General features: G+C 73.3%; 14 protein-coding genes and 3 pseudogenes. 6 read left to right on the plus strand and 11 right to left on the minus strand.

Annotated elements, in window-relative coordinates:
- Window positions 1-10: 10 nt before the first annotated feature.
- Window positions 11-964 carry an alpha/beta fold hydrolase gene (locus tag HCJ94_RS02965; protein WP_167999385.1) on the minus strand — a complete coding sequence of 318 codons (954 nt, stop codon included), beginning with the start codon at window positions 962-964 and terminating at the stop codon, window positions 11-13.
- A 264-nt stretch (window positions 965-1,228) separates the two neighbouring features.
- Window positions 1,229-1,573: a hypothetical protein gene (locus HCJ94_RS29870; protein WP_240943818.1), complete on the minus strand. Its 345-nt coding sequence runs from the start codon at window positions 1,571-1,573 to the stop codon at window positions 1,229-1,231.
- A gap of 516 nt (window positions 1,574-2,089) precedes the next feature.
- On the opposite strand from HCJ94_RS29870, the gene pdxY reads away from it, so the two are divergent.
- Window positions 2,090-2,941 (plus strand): pyridoxal kinase PdxY, encoded by an 852-nt coding sequence (gene pdxY, locus HCJ94_RS02975; RefSeq protein ID WP_167999386.1) that lies wholly within the window; start codon window positions 2,090-2,092, stop codon window positions 2,939-2,941.
- A gap of 64 nt (window positions 2,942-3,005) precedes the next feature.
- On the opposite strand, the gene HCJ94_RS02980 is transcribed toward pdxY, so the two are convergent.
- From HCJ94_RS02980 to HCJ94_RS03010, 7 genes are all read right to left on the minus strand, one after another.
- Window positions 3,006-5,393 carry a WD40/YVTN/BNR-like repeat-containing protein gene (locus HCJ94_RS02980; RefSeq protein ID WP_240943820.1) on the minus strand — a complete coding sequence of 796 codons (2,388 nt, stop codon included), beginning with the start codon at window positions 5,391-5,393 and terminating at the stop codon, window positions 3,006-3,008.
- Between the two features lie 120 nt (window positions 5,394-5,513).
- Window positions 5,514-5,975 carry a hypothetical protein gene (locus HCJ94_RS02985; protein WP_167999387.1) on the minus strand — a complete coding sequence of 154 codons (462 nt, stop codon included), beginning with the start codon at window positions 5,973-5,975 and terminating at the stop codon, window positions 5,514-5,516.
- A 17-nt stretch (window positions 5,976-5,992) separates the two neighbouring features.
- Complete coding sequence (locus HCJ94_RS02990) at window positions 5,993-6,868, minus strand: carbohydrate ABC transporter permease (protein ID WP_167999388.1); 876 nt, start codon at window positions 6,866-6,868, stop codon at window positions 5,993-5,995.
- Complete coding sequence (locus tag HCJ94_RS02995; RefSeq protein ID WP_309227120.1) at window positions 6,865-7,872, minus strand: ABC transporter ATP-binding protein; 1,008 nt, start codon at window positions 7,870-7,872, stop codon at window positions 6,865-6,867. Before HCJ94_RS02995 ends, HCJ94_RS02990 begins: the two co-directional genes overlap by 4 nt.
- Window positions 7,869-9,155, minus strand: coding sequence for an ABC transporter substrate-binding protein (locus HCJ94_RS03000; RefSeq protein WP_167999389.1), 1,287 nt, complete (start codon window positions 9,153-9,155; stop codon window positions 7,869-7,871). Before HCJ94_RS03000 ends, HCJ94_RS02995 begins: the two co-directional genes overlap by 4 nt.
- Window positions 9,152-9,985 carry a carbohydrate ABC transporter permease gene (locus HCJ94_RS03005; RefSeq protein WP_167999390.1) on the minus strand — a complete coding sequence of 278 codons (834 nt, stop codon included), beginning with the start codon at window positions 9,983-9,985 and terminating at the stop codon, window positions 9,152-9,154. The genes HCJ94_RS03000 and HCJ94_RS03005 overlap by 4 nt, the downstream gene beginning before the upstream one ends.
- 116 nt (window positions 9,986-10,101) lie before the next feature.
- Entirely contained in the window at window positions 10,102-11,331 is a 1,230-nt protein-coding gene (locus HCJ94_RS03010) for a PucR family transcriptional regulator (RefSeq protein ID WP_167999391.1), read from the minus strand.
- 257 nt (window positions 11,332-11,588) lie between these two features.
- Between HCJ94_RS03010 and HCJ94_RS31350 the strand changes: the two are divergent.
- The 4 genes and pseudogenes from HCJ94_RS31350 to HCJ94_RS03020 form a co-directional block, all read left to right on the plus strand.
- Window positions 11,589-11,921, plus strand: a pseudogene (locus HCJ94_RS31350) (FAD-dependent oxidoreductase); the annotation flags it as partial.
- An 85-nt stretch (window positions 11,922-12,006) separates the two neighbouring features.
- A pseudogene (locus tag HCJ94_RS31355) lies at window positions 12,007-12,318 on the plus strand (FAD-dependent monooxygenase); the annotation flags it as partial.
- Window positions 12,319-12,456: 138 nt separating this feature from the next.
- Window positions 12,457-12,855, plus strand: coding sequence for an aromatic-ring hydroxylase C-terminal domain-containing protein (locus HCJ94_RS31360; RefSeq protein ID WP_373684182.1), 399 nt, complete (start codon window positions 12,457-12,459; stop codon window positions 12,853-12,855).
- A gap of 143 nt (window positions 12,856-12,998) precedes the next feature.
- Window positions 12,999-14,339, plus strand: coding sequence for a nicotinate phosphoribosyltransferase (locus tag HCJ94_RS03020; RefSeq protein ID WP_167999392.1), 1,341 nt, complete (start codon window positions 12,999-13,001; stop codon window positions 14,337-14,339).
- A gap of 56 nt (window positions 14,340-14,395) precedes the next feature.
- Here the strand turns inward: HCJ94_RS03020 and HCJ94_RS03025 are convergent, their stop codons facing one another.
- Window positions 14,396-15,115 (minus strand): DUF998 domain-containing protein, encoded by a 720-nt coding sequence (locus HCJ94_RS03025; protein ID WP_167999393.1) that lies wholly within the window; start codon window positions 15,113-15,115, stop codon window positions 14,396-14,398.
- Between the two features lie 287 nt (window positions 15,116-15,402).
- Here HCJ94_RS03025 and HCJ94_RS03030 point away from each other — a divergent pair, with 287 nt between their 5' ends.
- A complete protein-coding gene (locus HCJ94_RS03030; RefSeq protein ID WP_167999181.1) occupies window positions 15,403-15,873 on the plus strand; it encodes a histone in 471 nt (156 codons plus the stop codon).
- Between the two features lie 74 nt (window positions 15,874-15,947).
- Here the strand turns inward: HCJ94_RS03030 and HCJ94_RS03035 are convergent.
- Window positions 15,948-16,541, minus strand: a pseudogene (locus HCJ94_RS03035) (glycosyl hydrolase family 28-related protein); the annotation flags it as partial.
- Window positions 16,542-18,352: the final 1,811 nt, after the last annotated feature.

Consider the following 18,352-nt stretch of genomic DNA (forward strand, 5'->3'; position numbering starts at 1 on the left):
TGAAGAAGGTTCACTGACCGGGGCGCGCTCCGATCAGCAGGTCACGGCTCACCGCCGCGTCGTCGTCGGCGGTGAGCCAGCGCAGGATGCGCGGCAGCTCCTCCATCGCGTCGAAGTGCGCCGCGTGGGCCTGCACCTCCAGCTCCGCACCGGGGATGCGGGACGCCAACCAGTGGGTGTGCCCGACCGGGGCGAAGGTGTCCTCGGCGCCGTGCCAGAGCTTCACCCTGGTCGTCGACGTGTCGATCAGGCCGAGGTCGAACTTCCAGTCCCGGCGGAGCGCCAGCACGTCGTCGATCCACCCGTACGGGCCAGCGCGTAACGCGTCCTCGAAGGTGTCGGCGAGCATCCTCCGCAGCGCCGGATCCCGTACCGCCCGCCGGTCCGCGATGGTCATCTGCGCCATGAGGTCCTCCAGCAGCCGCCGCGGGTCCTCACTGGCCCGCTGCGCCCGGCGGCGGATCTCCTCCACCACGGCCGACGTGTCGGAGCGGCCGGCGCCGAAGCCGTTGACGTTGTCGTCGTTCATCCCGGCGAACCAGTCCAGCTCGGGCGCGTCGGACGGGGCGAACCCGACCAGCGCCGCCACGCGGGTGACCCGGTGACGCAGCGCCGGGTCGGCGGCGCAGGCGAGGGCGTGCGGGCCGCCGCCGGACCGGCCGGCGACGGCGAACCGGGGCAGCTCCAGATGGTCGGCGATGACCTCCACGTCCCGTGCGGCGTCGGCCACGTCACGGCCCTCGACCCGGTCGGATCCGCCGTAGCCCGGACGGTCGTAGGTGATCAGTTTCACGCCCAACCGGTACAGAACGATGCCGCGCGGCTTTGGCCCTCTGCGGCTGCCCGGTGTGCCGTGCATCAGGAAGACGGGGTGTCCGTCGGGCGCACCCGAGACCTCGAACGCCAGTCGCTTGTTGTCCGCGCGATAGGCGAATTCGGTCCCCGGCTCCCCTGCTCGGCCCACTCCAGCCTGCCTTCCGGTGCTGCTGACCAGCGAATATCCGTCACGTCGGCCCAGAGCGAAGATGATTGATCGGCGGTGAACGACTCCACTCGGCATTTGAGCCTAACGGTCGGGCCGGTCACGCCGCCATCCGCCAATTCGACAACCCGCCGGATCTGTCGGAAAGGACACCGTCAGGGCGGTCCGTGATGGAACTTCCACCGGCTCGGCCGCCGATCGATTCCGGTCGACGGCCGAGCCGCGTCGTCGCTGGTCAGCGCGGCGTCAGGCGGCAGCGCCGGTGCGGGTCGGCTGCGCCGGAGCGGCCGGGCGCAGCTGGCGCGCGGGCACCGGGGACCATCCGGTCAGCGCGTCGTCCGGCCGGTCGGCCGGAACGGTCGCCGGCCGCTGCTCGGGCGACGACTGGGCCACCTGAAGCGCCCGCTGCGCGTTCTCCCAGGCGGCGCAGGGCCAGCCCTGGCCGGCGCAGAGCAGGTTGACGCAGTCGGCCCCGTTCTCGTCGGGCTGGTGCGCGTCGGCCACGTCGAGGGCGAGCCCCCACAGCAGCGGGTCGGTCACCTCGTCAGGGCGGTCATGGCGGTCAGACCGGTCGTGGCTGGTGTCGGACATGGTGCGGCCCCCCTCATGAGCTGGTACTGACCCTACCTTCACCCGTTACCGGCACTCGTAAACGGGCAGGTCGGCCCGGCGGGTCGGGCGCGTCGGGCCGGACGGACATTGACAGATCACTCAGTCCCGGCGAACGATGGGCGCAGTCCACCGACCGTCATCGGACCGTCACCCGATCCCAGGGGGCGGCGCTGCGCAGCCGGCGGCGCGGTCGGCAGTCCCTCCGAGGGCCGGGAGCCGCCATGCCGGTGGCATTCACCGCGACGACCGGTCGACCAGACCCCGACGACGGCGGACCCGATCGTGTCGTGGACGACCCGTACGATTTTCTGAAGCTGATCCACGCCGTCAGTTTTGACGATCGCGGGCGCCGATGCCGCCCCGCCTGCGACCGGCAGCGAAGATCAGATGACGGCGGGCAGGGCGTACGGCCGGGCGGCGCCCGGCTGAGCATCATCCGATCGACGTGCCGGCCCGGACGGACATCGGTCGCTGACGAACCGCCATGATGGGCCGGTGAGGATCCTGTCCATCCAGTCGTCGGTCGCCTACGGCCACGTCGGCAACTCCGCCGCCGTCTTCCCCCTCCAGCGCCTCGGGCACGAGGTCTGGCCGGTGCTGACCGTGCACTTCTCCAACCACACCGGGTACGGCGCGTGGCGCGGACCGCTGCTGGCGCCGGCCGACGTCGCCGAGGTGATCGCGGGCATCGCGGACCGTGGGGTCATCGGCGACGCCGACGCGGTGCTGTCGGGCTACCAGGGCGACCCGGCGATGGGCGCGGTGATCCTCGACGCGGTGGCCCTGGTGAAGACGGCCAACCCGGACGCGGTGTACTGCTGCGACCCGGTGATGGGTGACGTCGGCCGCGGCATGTTCGTCCGGCCGGGCATCCCGGAGTACCTGCGGGACGTGGTCGTCCCGCGCGCGGACATCATCACCCCGAACCAGTTCGAGCTGGACTTCCTCGCCGGCCGGACGACGACCTCACTGGACGAGGTTCTGGAGGCGGTCGACGCCGTACGGGCGACCGGGCCGCGGCAGGTGCTGGTCACGAGCGTGCTCCACGGCGACGTGCCGGAGGGGTCGCTGGAGATGGTGGCCGTGTCCGACGAGGGCGCCTGGGCGGTGACCACGCCGCTGCTGCCGATCAGCCCGAACGGCGGCGGTGACGTCACCGCGGCCCTGTACCTCGCGCACCTGCGGACGACCGGCTCGCCCGCGACGGCCCTGGAGCGCACCACCGCCTCGATCTTCGCCGTCCTCGAGGCGACACTCGCGGCGGGCACCCGGGAGATCCAGCTGGTCGCCGCCCAGGATGCGATCGCCGACCCGCCGGTGCGGTTCCCCGCCCGGCAGGTGCGCTAGGGCGGACGGGACACCGAAAACGCGGAGGCCACCTCCCGGAGCGGGAGGTGGCCTCCGTGGCGGGTCAGCCAGCGCGGCAGGACGACAGCACGCCCACCACGCCGACCCCCGGATCGTTCAGGGGCAGCTTCGTGGACGCCGCCGGGCAGCGCGGCACCGTGATGTCGTGGATGCCCCGGCCGAACGTCGCCGCCGTCAGCTGGCGCGTCGGCTCGTGCCACCGCAGGTACATGACCGCCGCCTTCGGCAGGTCCGCGCCGAGTGTCGCCCACTCGCCGCCGTTCCACGCCGACATGAACACGCCGACGTCGGTGCCGACCAGCAGCAGGCCGTCGGCGGTCGGGACCACCGAGTTGACCGGCGCGTCGGGCAGCCCGCGCCCGATGTCGGTCCAGGTCCGGCCGCCGTCACGGGTCATCATCACGTGCGGCCGGTCGCTGCCGGAGCGGAAGCCGGAGAACGTCGCGTACGCGATGTCCGCGTCGGCGGGGTGCACCGCGACGCGGGTGACCCAGGTGCCCGGGAGCTGCGCCCGGTCGACCTCGTTCCAGCTCCGTCCGAGGTCGTGCGTCCACCAGAGCTTGCCGTCGTCGGTGCCGACGTACAGGGTGTCGCCGTCGGTCGGCGCGGCCGCGATCGTGGTGATGGTGCCCCACGGGTAGCCGGACGGGTCGTTCGGGCCGCCGCCGGTGAGGTCGGGGCTGATCGCGGTCCAGGTACGACCGTTGTCCGTCGACCGGTTCACGATGTTGCCGGCGTAGTACATGACGTTCGGGTCGCTCGGGTCGAACTGGAGCGGCGTCAGCCAGTTGCGCCGCTGCGAGGTCGTCTGGCCGGTGCCGATCGGCGCGCGCGGGCTGGCGCCGGCGTTCTCCGACCGGTAGCAGGAGCCGTACTGGCTGCACCCGAAGACGATGTTCGGGTTCTCCGGGTGGATGAGCGTCTGGAGGCCGTCACCGCAGCCGATCGCGTCCCACGGGCCGCCGGCCCCGTTGTAGCCGCGGTTGCAGCCGTTGTCCTGCGCGCCGGCGACCTTCAGGCTCGGGTCGGTCTGCGCCACGTCGACGGTGTAGAACTGGGTGTACCGCTCGTCGGTGGCCTTCACCCAGCTGCCGGCGCCGTTGGCCTCCGAGCGGTAGAAGCCGCCGTCGTTGCCCAGGTAGACCCGGCCCGGCGCCTTCGGGTCCCAGCGCATGGCGTGCTGGTCGGCGTGGACACCGCCCACCGGGGAGAAGCTCTGCGCGCCGTTGGTGGAGCGCATGAGGTTGACGCCCATGAGGAACACGTTGTTCTGCTGGGCCGGGTCGACGAAGAGCTTGCCGAACCACCAGCTGAACGTCGACTGGGACGCCTGCCCGGCGGTGACCGGGGTCTGCGTCCAGGTGTCGCCGCCGTCGTCGGAGCGGTAGAACGCCCGGAACGGGCCGAGGGCGGTGCCCACGTACGCGTACAGGCGCTGCGGGTTGCTCGGGGCGAGCGCGAGACCCCAACGGCCCTGGTCGGCGTCGGTGGGCAGGCCGGTGGTCATCCGCGCCCAGGTCCGTCCGCCGTCGTCGGAGCGCCAGAGGCTGGAGCCGGGCCCGCCGTAAGTGCGCTGGCTCGGCTCGCGCAGGTGGTCCCACATGGCCGCGTACACCCGGTCGGGGTTGCTCGGGTCGACGACGACCTCGGTGGCGCCGGTGGTGGCGTTCGGCGGCGCGAGGACCTGCCGCCAGCTGTCACCGCCGTCCTCGGTGAGGTAGACGCCGCGTTCGCCGCCGGGGACGAACAGGTTGCCGCTGGCCGCCGCGAAGATCCGGTCCTCGTTGCCCGGGTCGATCGCGAACCGGGCGATGGCGTGGCTGTCGGCCAGGCCGACGCGCTCCCAGGTGGCGCCGCGGTCGGTGGAGCGGTAGACACCGTCGCCGCCGAAGGTGATGGAGCCGCCGCCGGGCTGGGCCTCACCGGTGCCGGCGAAGAGGACGCCGTCGCTGGTCATGGCGACCGCGCCCATGGCCTGACCCCAGCCGTCCGGCCACACCGAGGTGAAGGTGGCCCCGGCGTCGCTGGACTTCCACACGCCGCCGGAGGCGGCGGCGATGAACACCTGGTTGGGCACCTGCGGGTCCACCGCGATGTCGACGAGCCGGCCGCCGATGTCGGCCGGCCCGAAGAAGGACCAGTCCCGCTCGGCCAGCGGCCGGTAGACGCTGCGGGTGTGCGCGGCGAGCTGGTTGGCCTCACCGCGCGCCTTGGCGTACTTGGCGGCGGAGAGGTCGGTGCTGCCGTCGCTCATCCGCTGCGCGGTCATCCACTCGTCGGGGAGTTCCATCGGCCCGGTGGGCGAGCTGGTGGACAGTGACGGTTGCGCGATCGGCGGGCTGGACGAGGCCGTCAGCGCGACCGCGGCGGTCAGCGCCAGCAGCGCCGTCGCCGTCAGCCCGCGACGACGTCGGGCGAGGGTAAGGTCCATGCGGCTCTCCTGTCCGTACGAAGACGGTCTTGTGGGCACGCTAGACACCGCATCGGTGAACGTCACCGATCATCTGTCGGGAAACCCACCGCCCGCTTAGGACACCTGTAGAGCCGCCGGTCAGCCGGTACGGAACTCGGGCAGGCCCGCGTCGTCGGAATCCGGGCCGACCATCGCGGTCAGCGTGGTGCCGTCGGCGCACAGCGCCCCGGCCCGCAGGTACATGCGACGGTCCTGCGCCCGCGCGAGCACCTCGGTCTCGAAGATCTCGTCCTCGATGCGCAGCAGCTCGATGTCGGTGCGCTGCTCGTAGTGAGCGCGGACGTCCAGCGGGGACATCCGGACGGTGGCCTCCACGCTGGTCAACGCCCCCTGCGCGACCACGCTGGTGACCCGGGCGCCGTCGGGCAGGACGAGGCCGGGCACGTCCGCCGCCACCTCCGGCTCCTGGTCCAGCGGCACCCGGTCACAGCTGGGCAGGTTGCCCAGCAGGTCCCGGTTGCCACCGGAGGGCGCCTCCGCGCCACCGCACCCGGCCAGCACGGCGAGGAGGGCGACGGCGGTGAGGGCCCGGAGTCTCATCGCAGCAGGATCCCACTTCACCGCAGCACCCGCCAGCGCCGGACGGCGAGCAGCAGCCCGGTGATGATCACGGCGGTGACCAGCATCAGCAGGATGGTGACCAGCGAGCCGTACGCGAAGCCGGAGAACTCGAAGACCTGGTCGAAGATGTAGACCGGCAGGTAGAGGGTGGCGTTGGCGGGCCGGCCGTCGGTGAGCACGTACGCCGGCACGAAGTTTACCTGCAACGTGAGGACGGTGTCCCGGACGGCCAGCAGCACCAGCACCGGCGCGAGCAGCGGCAGCGTGATCCGGCGCAGCTGCCCGAACGGCCCGCACCCCTCCAGGGCCGCCGCCTCGTACAGCCGGCCGTCCAGCAGCCGGCGAGCGGCGAGGACCACGACGAACCCCTCACCGATCGGGAACGCGAGCATCAGCACCACGCCCACGCGGGCGGTCGCCGGGTCGGCGAGCCAGGTGAAGCCGGGGTGCCCGAAGAGGCCGAGGAGCTGGTTGAGCGGCCCGTACAGCGGGTTGAGCACCCACAGGAACAGCACCGCCAGCGCCACGTCCGGGATGACCGTGGGCAGGTAGACGGCGGTGCGGAACCAGCGGCCGCCGGGGCGCGGGGCGGCGAGCAGCAGGCCGAGCCCCACCGCGGCGACGAACCGCACCGGCACGGCGAGCGCCACGTGGAACAGCGAGGCGCGCAGGCTGTCGAGGAGGAACCCGTCGTCGAGCATCCGCCGCACGTTGGCCAGCCCCACGAACCGCGGGTCCCGGGTCAGTCCGGTGTGGTCGGTGAACGCGTACCCCAGGTTGAGCAGCGCCGGAACCGCGACCAGCAGGGCCACCGCGACCGCGTACGGGGTGAGGAACGCCCAGCCGGTCAGCGGCGGCCGGGGGCGGCTCACCGGCGCCGCCCGGTGGCCGCGTCGAACCGGTGCAGCCGGTCGGCGCGCAGCCGTACCTCGTCACCGGGGGCGACGCCGGGGCGGGGGCCGGTGCGGACGGTGAGCCGGGTGCCGTCCGGGCAGCGGGTCAGCAGGATCGCCTCGCTGCCCAGCGCCTCCACCGCCTCGAGGGTCGCGGCCACCGGTCCCTCGCCGTCGAGCGTGAGGTCCTCCGGGCGTACGCCGAGCGTCACGTCCGGGTCGCCGCCGAGCACGCCGCCGCCGGTCACCAGGTTCATCGGCGGGCTGCCGAGGAACCCGGCGACGAACGTGTCGGCTGGCTCGTCGTACACCTGCTGGGGTGGACCCACCTGCCGGACGCGCCCGTCGGCGAGGACGACCACGCGGTCGCCGAGGGTCATCGCCTCGTGCTGGTCGTGCGTGACGTGGACGGTGGTCGTGCGCAGCTCCCGGTGCAGGGCGAGCAGGTCGGCGCGGGTGGCGAAGCGCAGCGGCGCGTCCAGGCTCGCGAGGGGCTCGTCGAGCAGGTAGACGCTGGGATCGCGCAGCAGCGCCCGGGCCAGCGCCACCCGCTGCCGCTGCCCGCCGGACATCTGGTCGGGGTAGCGGTCCAGGAGGTCGCCGATGCCGAGCCGGTCCGCGGCGGCGCGGGCCCGCCGGTCGGCCTCGGCGCGCCGCACCCGGCGGACGCGCAACCCGAACGTCAGGTTGCCGTGGACGGTGAGGTGCGGGAAGAGCGCGTAGTCCTGGAAGACCATCGCCACCGCCCGCCGGTGCGGCGGCACCCCGGCGACGTCGACGCCGTCGACCAGGACCCGCCCGCCGTCCGGCCGGTCCAGGCCGGCGATCAGCCGCAGGATCGTCGACTTGCCCGACCCGGACGGCCCGACGAGGGTGACCAGTTCCCCGGCCCGCACCTCCAGGTCGACGCCGTCGACGGCGGTGGTCCGCCCGTACGAGCGGGTCAGCCCCTCCAGCCGGATCACGCCACGACGCTCGCTCACTTGCCCACCGGCAGGGTGAACAACGGGCGGACGGTCTCCTCCAGCCGGCGCAGCCCCTCCTCCCGGTCGACCCGGCCGTAGAACACCTCCTCCAGCAGGGTGTCCGTCTCCTTCTCGACGCGGGCCCAGGTGGCGGTGCGCGGGGTGGCCCGCAGGTGCGGCTCGGCGTCGAGGTAGACGTGCGACGACCGGGGCGGCTCGGCCGGGTCGAGGAACGCGGGGGAGCCGGCCACGTCGAGGCGGGACGGCACGGTCCGGCCGGACTCGGCCATCGTGCGCTGCCCGTCGGCGCCCATCGCGTACTCGATGAACCGCCACGCCGGGCGGTGGTCCGGCAGGCCGGCGCTCATGCAGTACGCGTCGCTGTGCAGGATGGACGCCGGTACGCCGCCGGGCGCGACCGGCAGCGGCGCCGCGTCCCAGGTGAAGCCCTCGATGGTGCGCAGGGTCGGCACGGCCACCCGGCTGCTCAGGTACATGCCGAGGGTGCCGCGCAGGAAGCGCGCCTCGCTGGACTCGCTCTGCTCCTCGGCGTCCGGCGGCACGACCCGGTGCCGCAGTTGCAGGTCGAGGAACCAGTCGACCGCCTTCCGGGTGGCCGGGTTGCCGCCCAGGGTCAGCGCGGTCGGCCGGGCCGGGTCGTCGACCAGCTCGCCCCGGTTGGACCACACGAACGGCGCGAGCCGGGCGATCGACGGCTCGACGCCCACCCCGTACCGGCCGTCGCGGGTGAGCGCCTTGGCGGCGGCGAGGAAGTCGTCCCACGTCCAGCCGGCGGCCGGCGCCGGGACGCCGGCGGCCCGGAACAGGTCGGCGTTCCAGTAGACGACCAGTGAGGACAGGTTCTGCGGCAGGCAGGTGAGCGCCTTGCCGTCGAACCGGAACGCGTCCAGTGCCCGTGGGCTGAAGTCGCTCTCCTTGATCGCGGTGCTCGCGTCCAGGTACGACTGCACCGGCTCGATCGCGCCCTGCGCGGCGAACTGCCCGTACCGGCGGTAGTTGAGCAGGAACACGTCCGGCGGCCGGCCGCCCGCGAACGACGTGGTGAGCCGCGCCATCAGTTCGTCCTGGGTGGCCACGGGGGAGAGGGTCACGTCGACGTCCGGGTTGGCCTCGGTGAAGCCGGCGACGAGGGTGCGGTAACCGGCGACCTCCTCGGCGTCGCCGAACAGCACCACGGTGATGCCGGCCCGGTCCTCGGCGCCGTCACCGGAGGTGCAGCCGCTGCCGACCAGCAGCACGGTGACCAGGGCCGCGCACACGCGTCGCCAGGTGGGGGTCATCGGCGTCCTTTCGCTCTGAGTGCTGCGAGGGGGTCGTCCGACAGCAGGATCCGCTGTGCCAGCAGGAACACCAGCACGCACGGCGCGGTCGCGACCACGCAGCCGGCCATCAGCAACGGCCAGTCGGTGGGGTTGAGCAGCAGCAGGAACCGCAGCCCGAGCGGCCACGTGTACCGGTCGCCGCTGGTCAGGTACAGCAGCGGGTCGATGAAGTTGGCCCAGTGGAAGGTGAAGGCGAGCACCGCCACGGCGAGGGTCGCGGGCCGGACCTGCGGCAGCGCCAGCCGCCGCCAGATGGTGAGCCATCCGGCGCCCTCCAGGCGGGCGGCCTGCAACTGGCTGTCCGGTACGCCGCCGAAGCTCCACGCGTACAGCAGGACCAGGAACGGGCTGACGGCGAGCAAGGCCGGGGCCAGCAGCGGCAGGTACGTGTCGACCACCCCGGCCAGCCGGAACAGCTCGAAGCGGGTGGCCCACACGGCGGTGACCGGCACCAGCAGCAGCGCCAGCAGCCCGAGCAGCGCCCGCCGGCGGGCGGGGCGGGGCAGCAGCCGCAGCCCGAACCCGGTCAGCGACGCGACCAGCACGGTCAGCGGGACGGCCAGCGCCACCACCAGCGCGGAGTTCGCCAGGTAGCGGAACAGCGGGACCAGCTCCGGCAGGCGCGCGTACGCGGCCGTCGTGGGTTCGGCCGGCCACAGCTCCAGCGTGCGGGGCGGTGGGGAGCCGGCGGGCCGCAGCGAGCCGACCAGCATGAACCACAGCGGGGCGGCGAACAGCGCCGCGACGAGGGTGGGCACCACGTACCGCCCGAGCCACCGCCCGGTCACCGCACCACCCCCTGTCGCTCGGGTTCCGCCGAACCTACGAACCCCGCCGACGTGGGGTCATCGGGCACCTGTCGAAGATCTCGATTCCGGGTTGCTACGCCTGTCGCATCCGCCCGTCACTCCTCCGGCCGGTCGTGGCCGGTCAGCCGCGCCAGCTTCAGCGCCAGGTGCAGGCAGAGCCGCTCGCCCCCGTCCTTGAGGTCGGTGCCGGCGAGCTCCTCGATGCGTTGCAGCCGGTAGTAGAGCGTGGTGCGGTGCAGCCGCAGCTCCGCCGCCGTGGCGTGGGCGTTGCCGGCCCGGTCCAGGTACCGCTCCAGCGTCGCCAGCAACGCCTGGTTGCCCGGCCCGTCCAGCAGCCGGGCCAGGCCGGGATGGACGTCCGCCACGTCGAGGTGGTGCCCGTCGAGCCGGGCGAGGATCCGGTAGATGCCCAGGCCCGACCAGGAGACCACCCGGCCGAGCGCCGGCAGCCGCGCGCCGACCCGCGCGGCGTGCAGCGCCTCGGCGTACGACTCGACGGCGTCGACCAGGCGCGGCCGGCTCCGGCCGACGCCGACCACGGTCCGCTCGACCGAGCCGAGGGCGCGGGTGACGTGCCGCAGGTCGTCGTCGAGGTGCCGGGCCACGGCCTCCGGTGTGGGCCGGCCGGCGGCCGGCTCGGCGGGCAGCAGCAGCAGCCCGTGGTCGTGCCGGACCAGGTGCAGCGCCTCCCGGATGCCGGCCCGTCGCCGGGCGGCCACCAGCGACTGCTCCAGCGCGATCCGGGCCCGCTCGTCCGGCTGCCGCTCCCGGGGCGCGACGAGACGGGCGACGAGCGCGGTGGTCGGGCCGTCCGCGGCGATCATGCCCGCCTCCAGCAGCGCCCGGACCGCCTGGTCACGGGTCTCCGGGCTGTCGGCGAGCAGCATCCGCGCCGCCTCGGTCTCGCTCTGCGCGGCCAGCTCGCCGAGCAGGTTCTCCCGGTACAGCGCCAGGGACAGCTCCTTGAGCAGCCCCGTCGCCGCCAGGTCGACGTCGGCCATGGTGCCGTCGGGGTCGATGAACCAGACGAAGCCGAGCAGCAGGTCGTCGTGGCGCACCGGCACGCAGAGGCGGGGCAGCAGGTCCAGCTCGGGACGGGCCGGGGTGCGCACCGGCGTCCGGGCGTCGGCGATGCCGAACTCGCGGAGCCAGGCGATCACCTCGGGCGTGGTCTGCCGGCGCAGGATGGACGCCCGCCGGACCTCGTCCATCAGCCCGGTCTGCTCGCTGTAGACGACGACCCGCTGCCGCCGGTCCTCGATCAGCGCCGGGCGACCGGCGTGGGCGGCGACGGCGTCGACGATCCGCTGCAGCTCGCCCTGCATGAGATCCTCCTCGCCGCGCCCCGGGTCGTCATGATCAGTTTCCTGTCTACACCGGCGGGTCGCACCTGACCAGGCCCGCTACGGCTCGGCTCCGATCCGATCGGCTGGACCGGACACGGCGGACGCCCCGCCGACCTGGTGCGCCAGGACGGGCGTGCGCGTCAGCGCCGGGCGATATCGTCACGGTGGTGACCGGCGAGCCAGGAGCGGGCATGCACGACGTGCTGGTGGTGGGGACGGGCCCCACCGGGCTCACCATGGCCGCGCAGCTGGCCGCCCTCGGCGTCGACGCGCGCGTCGTCGACCGTTCCCTCGACCGGGCGCACGAGTCCCGCGCCCTGGCGATCCAGCCCCGGACCCTGGAGGTCCTCGCCGGTCTCGGCGTGACCGACGACCTGGTGGCCCTCGGCAACCGGGCGGTCCGGTTGTGCCTGCACGGCCGCGGCGGGCAGCGTGGCGTGCCGCTGTTCGACCTCGGCCTGCACGACACCGCGTACCCCTACCTGCTGTTCCTGTCGCAGGCGGAGACCGAGCGGATCCTCGGGGAACAGCTGGCGGCGGTGGGCGTCACCGTCGAGCGGGGTGTCGACCTGATCGCGCTGGACAGCGCCGGCGACGGCGCGGCGGCGACGCTGCGGCACCGGGACAGCCGGCGACCCGACACCGGCCGACGCGCCGATCACCCTCGACGAGGTCCAGGCCGTCGCCGACCGGTACACCGACGGGCGGGTGCGCCTGCGCGACCCGGTCTGGATGACCAACTTCCGGCTGCACCACCGCGGCGCCACCCGGTACCGGTCCGGGCCGATGTTCCTGGCCGGCGACGCCGCGCACATCCACAGCCCGGTGGGCGCGCAGGGCATGAACACCGGCATCCAGGACGCCGTCAACCTCGGGTGGAAGCTCGCCCAGGCCCTGCGCGGCACCGCCGACCCGGCACTCCTCGACAGCTACGAGGCGGAGCGGGCGCGCGTCGGGCGGAAGGTGCTCCGCTTTACCGACCGCGCCTTCACCGCCGCCACCTCCACCCGCCCGGCGGTCCGCTTCGCCCGTGCCCGGATCGCACCGGCCGTCATCCCCGCCGTGCTCGGCGTGCGGCCCCTGCGGTCCACCGCCTTCCGTACGGTGTCGCAGCTCGGCATCCGGTACCGTCGAAGTCCGCTGTCGTGCGACGAGCCGGGGGCGCCGCGCCGGGGTCCACGGGCCGGCGACCGCCTGCCGGACGCGCCGGTCGGCAACACCACCCTGCACCGGCTCACCGCCGCACCCGGATGGCACCTGCTGCTCTGCGGTCCGGCGCCGGCCTGGCCGCCGGACGCGGTGGCGTCGCTGACCCGGCCCGGCCGCCTGACCGTCCACCGGGTGACCGCTGCGGACGGCGGTGGGCCGGCGCTGCGGCGGCTCGGCCTGGCACCCGACTCGGCCGGTCTGTACCTCGTCCGTCCCGACGGGCACATCGGGTACCGCGCCGGTGGCGGGGACCTGAGAGGGCTGACGGCGTACGTGAGCCGCTGGGTCGGCTGAGGACGGCTCTCCCGCCACCCGGGCTCACCCGTCGGGAACGCCGGCTGATGTCGCGTTTCCGGTACGTGTCGGCGCCGGGTCCACCACAGTGGGTGCGTGACGGGTTCCGGGCCGCCCCGCACGGCGGCGGGCGAGGAGGTGACATGACCGGGCTGCGGACCGACCTGTACGAGCTGCGCATGGCGGCCAGCTACCTCCGACGCGACATGACCGACCGGGCCACGTTCAGCCTCTTCGCACGCCGCCTGCCGCACCGGCGTGGCTTCCTGGTCTCGGCCGGGCTCGACGAGGCGCTGACCTTCCTGGAGACGTTCGCGTTCGACGAGGACGACCTGGCGTACCTGCGCGACGTCGTCGGGTTCGACACCCCGACCCTGGCGGCGTTGTCGGTGCTGCGGTTCACCGGTGACGTGTGGGCCGTGCCGGAGGGTCGGGTGGTGTTCGCCGACGAGCCGCTGCTCGAGGTGACGGCGCCGATCGCCGAGGCGCAGCTGGTGGAGACGGGTCTGCTGAACCTGGTCACGTTCCAGACCACGGTCGCCAGTAAGGCGGCCCGCTGCCGGCTCGCCGCCGGTGGCGCGCAGCTGGTCGACTTCGCGTTCCGCCGTACCCACGGGGTCGAGGCCGGCGCCGGCGTGGCGCGGGCGTCCGCGATCGCCGGCTTCGCCGCGACCAGCCATGTCGAGGCCGCCCGCCGGTACGGGCTGCGACCGTCCGGCACGATGGCCCACTCGTACGTCGAGGCGTTCCCCGACGAGCGGGCGGCGTTCCGGGCGTTCGCCGCCGACTTCCCCGTCAACCCGATCTTCCTCGTCGACACCTACGACACGCCCGCCGGCGTGCGGGCCGCCGTCGACGTCATCACGGAGTTGGGCCTGAGCGGGCCGCTCGGCGTCCGGCTCGACTCGGGGGACCTCGCCGCCCTGGCCCGCGAGTCCCGCGCGATCCTCGACGCGGCGGGGCTGACCCAGGTGCAGATCGTGGCCAGCGGCAGCCTCGACGAGGATGTCATCGCGGCCCTGGTCGCCGCCGGCGCACCGATCGACGCGTACGGCGTCGGCACGAGGATGGGCGTCTCCTACGACGCGCCGTCGCTGGACAGCGCCTACAAGCTGGTCGCGTACGGCGACCGGCCGGTGCTCAAGCTGTCGCCGGGCAAGGCCACCCTGCCGGGCGCCAAGCAGGTCTTCCGGGACCGCACCGGCGCCGGCGGGGACGTCGTGGGGCTGCGCGAGGAACCGCCACCGCCGGGACACGAGCCGCTGCTCGTACCGGTCATGCGCGGCGGGCGCCGGCTCGACGGCGCCGATCCGGCCGCCGCGGTCCGGGCCGCACGGGAACGCTTCGACGCCGACCTGGCGTGGCTGCCCGAGCCGGCGCGGCGGCTGGCCGAGCCGGAGCCGCTCGCCGCCACGGTCAGCCCCGGGCTGGCCGCGCTGCACGAGCGGGTGGCCGCGCACGTCCGTACCGCGGGCACCTACTGACCGTCGCCCGGCGAGGTCGCCCCGGCACGTCCTCGGTGCGTCCCGCGCGGCCGGCCTCAGGACGCGGCGGGGCTGGGACTCCTCCCGCCGGTCACGGGTGTCCCGCCGTCGGGTGCCGGGCCGGTGGTCTGCGGAGCCGGCCCGAACAGCGCCTCGCCCTTGGCGAACCAGGCGACACCGAACGCGAGCACGGCGACCACCTCGCACCAGAACAGCGGCCTGAGCGCGTCGCGGGTCGGGTCCGGAAGCGCGTTGCTCGCCACGGCGACCGCGATCGCGGCGAGGATGAGGCCGCCGCAGGCGTAGTAGAGGCCGCGGCGTACCCGGCCGTGGACCTCGCGCGGATCGCGCCGGGGGAACAGCACGATGCAGAAGATCGCCAGGATGACGAACAGCGTCGCGGCCGCGACCTGGTGCACCCTCCCGACGAGCACGTCGGTCGACGTGATCGGCGAACCGGGTTGATGTGTCGCGGCCGGGAACAGCGCGACCGCGATCGCCAGCCCGCCGGCGATGGTACTGAGCAGGTCGTCGAGCCTCCGGTGCCGGTAGGAGATCAGGAAGACGCCGATCGCGCACAGACTGCCGACGAAGACGTCCCGCAACTCGGTGTAGTAGTACGCGCTGAGCGAGCTGAGCAGCGCGAACCGGCCGCTGACCAGCGAGTGGCCGGCGACCAGCACGACCGGCAGGACGACGCCGACAATGCCGATGCCGAGACGGAGACGGCGTACCGTCTGGGCGTCCTGCGGCCGTCGGGCAGGCGAGAGGTCCATGATCGCCTCCGGTGTTCCCGCGGCGTCACCGGCCGATCCGCAGCCGGCGCCCGCCGTCACCACCAGTGCAATCCCTGCGACCGTACGTGTCAATCCGTCCGGAATCGCACCATGCGCAGGCGTGCCCCGGCGGGTGCCGCCCGCGCCCACGGCCCCCAACCTGCGACGTTTGCCCGCCTGACCGGCGGGAAGACCGGGCGGACGCGACCGTCGGTAGGACGCCGCTTCGTAGCGCCCGGCAGTCGGTGGCGTGCCGACGTGGCGGGCGGATCCGAGGAGGAACGAGGATGGCCGACGGCAGGAGCGCGAGCGCGGCGGGCAGCAGGCCGACCGGGGCCCGGAAGGCCACCGGGGCGAAGAAGGCCCCGACGAGGCGGGCGCTGGCCGCGAAGAAGGTCGCGACCGCCACCAAGCGCGCCACCGGAGCGACCGCGGCCAAGAGCGCGGGTGAGAAGCCGACCTCGACCACGACCCGGGTCGCGCGGAAGAAGGACACCTCCGCCACGGCCGCGCCGACCCGCCGGCCGACCGAGAAGGCCGTGGTGGCCAAGAAGGCGACCAGGGCCGTCGCGAAGAAGGCGCCCGGGACGAAGGCCACGGCGAGGACGGCGCCCACGGCGAAGCGGGCGCCCGCGACGAAGGCCGCGGCGAAGAAGGCGCCGGCGACGACGGCGGCACGCAAGAAGGCGCCACCCCGGAAGGCGACGACCATGGAGTCGTTCGGAAGCAAGCGGACCGGCCGCACGGGAGGTCGGTGACCCGCGTTGCCACGAGTTGCCGGGCGGTCCGGAGGCACCGGACCGCCCGGCCACGCGTGTGACGGCGGGCGCCCTCACCACCGTGACGGCGGTGGCGGCGGCACCACCGGCGGGCGGTCGTCGCAGGTGATGGTATTCGGCAGCAACCAGGGGGCGAGCCACCCGCCGTCGTTGCCGCCCAGGTCGGTGAGGCCGAACTCGGAACCGGCCGGGGTGAAGTGGAACGAGCCGCAGTTGTTGACACCGACGGCGCCGACGTTGCGGGCGTCCACGTTGGCGAACGACGCGGACCCGGCCGTACGGGCGCTGACCACCGACGTGCCGGTGCCGTCGACGCGGATGTCCCGGAAGTGCACGTTGCTGATCGAGTAGAGGTCCTTCACCGCCCACTCGCTCACCAGCATGACGGCGTTGTAGGTGCTGTCCAGGTACGCGTCCCCGACCACCTCGACCCGCGCGTCGATGCTGCGATCCAGGGCGTAGAGCCAGATGGCGCCGAGCCCGATCTTCCAGTTCAGCTCGTAGGTGCCGGCGCGGACGGTGGTGTTTCCGGTGATCCACAGGTGCCCGGTGAACGGCTCCGCCCCGAACCGGGAGCCGACCTGGATCGCGCTGCCCTCGCGGACGGGGTCGGCGATGAGGTTGTGGGAGACGGTGTTGTCCGTGCCGACGGGTGCAAGGACGCGGGCAGCAACACGTGCCTCGGCGTCAACGTGCCGCTCGACCTAGGCATCCCCGGCCTGTCGCTGAAGGCGAAGAAGGGCGCGCCCGACGCGATCCAGGCGCGACTCGGCTGGAAGCTGCACCTGGACCTGGTGCTCGACCGGGACGAGGGCTTCTACGTCCCCACCCACGACGGCGACACGTCCCCCGAGGTGCAGATCGGGGCCGCGTTCGACATGACCGGGGACCTCGCCGCCCAACTCGCGTTCATCCAGGTCAACGCCACGAAGCAGGGCACCGACCCGCTGGTCAAGGCGTACTTCGCGATCGACCTGAAGGGCTCGCCGGGGGAGAAGAGCTGCTTCGACCCCGCCGTCGCCGCGAACTGCACGCCGGAGGACGACGACAAGCTCACCCTCGCGGAGTTCGGCGACCTCGGCTCGCTGCTCGCCACCGACCTCACCGCCGCGGTGAACATCGACTGGAAGCTGGCGGCGGCGGTGAACACCGGCGACGAGGCCGGGTCCGCGCTGCCCGGCATCAGCGCCCGCTTCGGACTCAAGTGGGGCCTGAAGCACAAGCAGGGCGAGCTGACCGCCACCGGCGCCAACGTGGAGACGCCGCTGCAGGTGACGTTCGCCGACATCAGGCTCAACGCCGGCGACTTCTTCGACAAGATCCTCAAGCCGGTGGTGGACAAGCTCAAGACGGTCACCGGTCCGCTGCAGCCGATCATCGACACCCTCTACGCACCGATCCCGGTGCTGTCGGACCTGTCGAAGGCGACCGGCGGACCGGACATCACGCTGGTCTGGCTCGCCCAGCAGTTCAGCACCCTCAGCGGTGGGCCGAACCTCGACTTCATCCACACCGTCCGCGAGGTGATCAACTTCGTGAACCGGGACCTGGACTGCGCCGGTGACGACTGCTCCATCCCGCTCGGCCAGTTCCTCGTCGACCCCGCCCGGGCCCTCACCACCGAGGCGTCACCCGCGTCCGCGGAGAGCCTGATCAAGCGGGACGACCCGTTCACCCAGGCGAAGACCGACGCCGAGGTCAAGTCCGCGATCGACACCGCAGCCGGCACCGACGGGGACAAGCTGTTCACCCCGAAGCCGAACGAGACGGAGTCCCTCGCGGCGAAGACCGGCTTCAAGTTCCCCGTCTTCGACAACCCGGCCTCCCTGTTCGGGCTGCTGATGGGACAGGACGTCGAGCTGGTCAGCTTCGACTCCGGCCCGCTGACGCTCGGCTTCAGCTGGCGGCAGTCCTTCGGCCCGGTCTACGCCCCGCCGCCGGTGTTCATCACCCTCGCCGGCAGCGCCTCGGTCACCGCCCGGTTCATCGCCGGCCTGGACACCGCGGGCATCCGGCACGCCATCGAGGCGGCCTCCGACGGCACCGCGGTCAGCGCGGTCGGCATCCTCGACGGCCTGTACTTCAAGACCGCCGACGACACCGGCGCCGCCGTCCCGGTCGTCACGCTGCGCGGTGAGATCGCCGCCGGAGCCGAGGTGAGCGTGCTCATCGTCAAGGCCGGCATCCAGGGCGGCATCCGGCTCACCGTCGGTTTCAGCTGGAACGACCCGAACAACGACGGCAAGTTCCGCACCAGCGAGTTCCTCCAGGCGCTGCTGGTGAACCCGATCTGCCTCTTCACCACCAGCGGGCAGCTGTCGGTCTTCCTCAAGGTCTACATCACCATCGACCTGGTCCTGTTCTCGAAGACCTTCGACTTCACCCTGGTCGACGCCACCCTGCTCGACTTCCGGGCGCAACCCGACTGTGAACCCGACCCACCGGAACTCGGCGGCAC

This window comes from Micromonospora thermarum, assembly GCF_012034245.1.
Taxonomy (GTDB): domain Bacteria; phylum Actinomycetota; class Actinomycetes; order Mycobacteriales; family Micromonosporaceae; genus Micromonospora; species Micromonospora thermarum.